This is a genomic window from uncultured Phenylobacterium sp. (assembly GCF_902826855.1).
Lineage (GTDB): Bacteria > Pseudomonadota > Alphaproteobacteria > Caulobacterales > Caulobacteraceae > Phenylobacterium.
The window spans coordinates 1-2,915 of the sequence record NZ_CADEGK010000332.1 but is presented as its reverse complement, the minus strand read 5'-3'; the positions used below and the strand labels follow the sequence as shown (position 1 = coordinate 2,915).

Below are 2,915 nucleotides of genomic sequence, written 5' to 3'. Positions count from 1 at the left end.
CCAACCAGACTGTACACAGTTTACATGGACATTCGCGGTACTGGTATTAACATAAGATATATTATCAATCTGAACGGTCTCTGCAAAATAGAGATGTCACCGCTCAACCATTTGCACTGTTGTTTGCTTGGTCGAGCAGGTCCATGAACGTTCGCGCCGCATCGCGGTCGCGCTCGTCCTTGAAGGCGACATCGAGGTCGGGTGCCGAACCCAACATGTAGAGCAGCGACCACATCGCGAACTTGCGGCCCTTGTCGGTTTCCAGACCGAACTCGACCTGCATTCGCTCGACGCCGCTGGCTAGAGCCGCAGGCGAAACCGCTCCGAGATCATCGGTCCCGAAGAAGCGCCGCATCTGGTCATCGAATTCCATTCGAGGCGTCTCCTCAATCCGCTTTTCGCCTGGCCGACAGCCCTTGCGGGCTAGCCGGCCGCATTGATCCGCGCCTCGAGATCCGCGAGGCGGGACACGAGTTCCTCGAAGGTCGGCGGCTCTTCCATGAACATTTCGGCCATAGCGGCATAGTCCGCCGCTAGTTCCTCGCGCATCGAGCCCGTCACCGAGAGCCGCAATGTACTGAGCTGCGCCGTCCCATAGGACGCCTTGGCATCGGCAAAGAGCAGGCTCTTGTTCCTGACGACCTGCTCGAGCAGGTCTCGTTCGGCTAATGCCCGCTCCGTGATCCCGGCAGCATCGAGCATGAACACGTCGTAGTAGTGCCGCGAAAGACCTGGCCGCAATTTGCGGCTGTGGTGCAGCGCATGCAGGATCGTCGCCTTCTCCCAGTATGTCCGCTCGAGCGCCAGTGTCGGTATCGCTGTTGCCGCGTCAGGAACCTCGCCCGGAAAGTCCTCGGCGACATAGGGTAGAATGTCCCGCCGCTCGACGGGTTCGGGATCGCCCCGCGCCCCGAATTCGAGTTTGATGCGCGGCTGAACATAGCCGGTGCGCCCGCCATAATTGTTGCCGTAGTCGAGACCATAGCCTGACGAAGCAGGGTAGTTGAACAGGACTGTCTGCCGATCCCCGTCATCGGGGTCGGGTTCGATGCTCCAGCCTTCGCGGGTGCCCAGGGCCTCTCCGATCGCTTGTTCGAGCGTCGGCAGGAGAATTGCCGCAACCCATTCTTGGGCGGCCGCGCTGAGCGCCTTGCCGCGGCGTTCGCGTTCCTTGCCGCTGATCTCGCTCGCCATCGGCGAAGCGACCTCGCCGAGCAGCGGTGCAGCGCGATTGATGGTGAGATCGATGTCCTCGGAGAAGCGCTTGATGATCCCAAATGCCTTGGAGAGCGAGGTCCCCCCCTTGAAGGTTAGAACCCCAGCCAGTTCGGGGACGCCCATCAGCCGGCGCAGGGTCCAGCAAACCCAGAAGTCTTTCTCGACAATGAGCGGCGTGAGATCGCGGCGCGCAGCTGTTTCGGCAAAGAACGCCCGCCGTTCATCGACAGGCCGCCGGGCAAATTCATCCATGATGCGCCGCTCCGATCTTCAGCACGACATCGCCCATCCACCCCGGCATCTGCGCGCGGCCTTTGAGCAGTGCCTGCACGTCCTTGTCGTCGAGCCGGGCGGCGAGCTGCGAAATCGCATCGGCATCGACCTTGTCGCGCCCGAGCCCGGCCAGGAACTGGACCACACCGTTGGCAGCCTCCGAGGCGTGACCCAGCACCGGCGCACGGCTGTGCTTGAGCGTAACACTTCGGCCTGCGGCCTTGCTCACGCGGGTTCGTCCCGTCGTCGCATAGCTCGTTCTCGCCGGCACTTGCGTTGAAAGGCCGAGTCTGTTCGCCGCCGCGGCGGCTGAGGGCGCAAGTCTATCGCCGCTTTGCGCCGATACGGCCTGCGCGATCATATCGGCGTCCGGTGTCAGTGCGCCCAGCTTGTCATGCAGTCGCGGATAGTCATAGAGACCGCGTCCGATCCTGCGGATCTCGCCCGCTTGCGCGAGGCGCGACAGTGCCATGTCGACCGAGCCACGCGTGCCGAAGTCGATAAAGTGCTTGGGCGTGAAGACCCACCCCCGCCCTTTAGCGCGAACGCGCTTCATGATTTTGTCAGCCATGGCGGACATGATTCGAGTGCTCCTTTCGTTAGAAACTAGCACACATATTTCTAACAAACCATATCCTCCGGAAAGGCTCCCTGATGACGATCATGATCATCGCCACCGCCTGCCCGCCGATCATCAACATTGGGCATTCCAGCGACGGATATGCCTATCATCGGCGGGGTGCCAGCCAACGCGGGTCCGACGAGAAGGAGCGGCCCCGCCAAGATTGTCGCACTCGGTCCCGCGCGACCTTTTGGCCGCGCTCCTGCGGGTGCGAAGTTCCTCACATTGGGCCGCCGGCACTCTTGCACTCCGCCTCCGTCGCCGTCCCGAGCCCGTGCGATGCACCGGGCCACGGGCCGACTGACTGGCTCCGGCAAGGGGTCCGTTTTGGTTTAGGCCGCGCCACGTTTGGCGCAGCCAAGGCGCCCCGCTTCGGGTCTGAGACTTACCTCGTTCGGGGCATCTGGCGGGGCGCAGAGGAGCGGTGTTTTGCGGTTAACCCCGAACGCCCAAAAGGGGTTCGGGGGCAAAACCGTAATCTCTCTCTCATCTCGGTGGCTGAGCGAAATCAGCATCGCCATAGCATGACGCCTGGGAGATTGGCGGCCGTCAAGGATCGCGGGTGCCCCCCGATTTTGGCCTGCGGCGCCTAGCGGCTTGCGAGCAAAAATCGGCTCCCCCCGCGCCCGCTCCTCGCGGCGGCAGCGCGTGCGCGCCGCCGTCCCTGACTGCCTGACTCCGGCGTCCCTCCGATGGGCATCTTTCATCAGCGTGATGAGAGACAATTCCTTTTGGAGGTTATCATGACGGACCGTTTCTCGAACTTCGCCGACCTTGCCGAACACTATGCGCGTGAAATCGC

General features: G+C 62.5%; 3 protein-coding genes. All 3 read right to left on the bottom strand.

The window, feature by feature from the left end; genetic code table 11:
* Nucleotides 1–103: 103 nt before the first annotated feature.
* From QZV94_RS24335 to QZV94_RS24325, 3 genes are read right to left on the bottom strand one after another with little or no spacing between them, the layout of a single operon-like run.
* Entirely contained in the window at nt 104–373 is a 270-nt protein-coding gene (locus QZV94_RS24335) for a hypothetical protein (RefSeq protein WP_293682959.1), read from the bottom strand.
* A 50-nt stretch (nt 374–423) separates the two neighbouring features.
* Nucleotides 424–1,470 (bottom strand): nucleotidyl transferase AbiEii/AbiGii toxin family protein, encoded by a 1,047-nt coding sequence (locus tag QZV94_RS24330; RefSeq protein ID WP_293682957.1) that lies wholly within the window; start codon nt 1,468–1,470, stop codon nt 424–426.
* Entirely contained in the window at nt 1,463–2,071 is a 609-nt protein-coding gene (locus tag QZV94_RS24325) for a DUF6088 family protein (protein ID WP_293682955.1), read from the bottom strand. Before QZV94_RS24325 ends, QZV94_RS24330 begins: the two co-directional genes overlap by 8 nt.
* Nucleotides 2,072–2,915 lie beyond the last annotated feature (844 nt).

Excerpts from the sequence above, each read along its gene's own strand:
- QZV94_RS24335 (WP_293682959.1), bottom strand. The coding sequence starts at position 373 with ATGGAATTCGATGACCAGATGCGGCGCTTCTTCGGGACCGATGATCTC.
- QZV94_RS24330 (WP_293682957.1), bottom strand. The coding sequence starts at position 1,470 with ATGGATGAATTTGCCCGGCGGCCTGTCGATGAACGGCGGGCGTTCTTT.
- QZV94_RS24325 (WP_293682955.1), bottom strand. The coding sequence starts at position 2,071 with ATGTCCGCCATGGCTGACAAAATCATGAAGCGCGTTCGCGCTAAAGGG.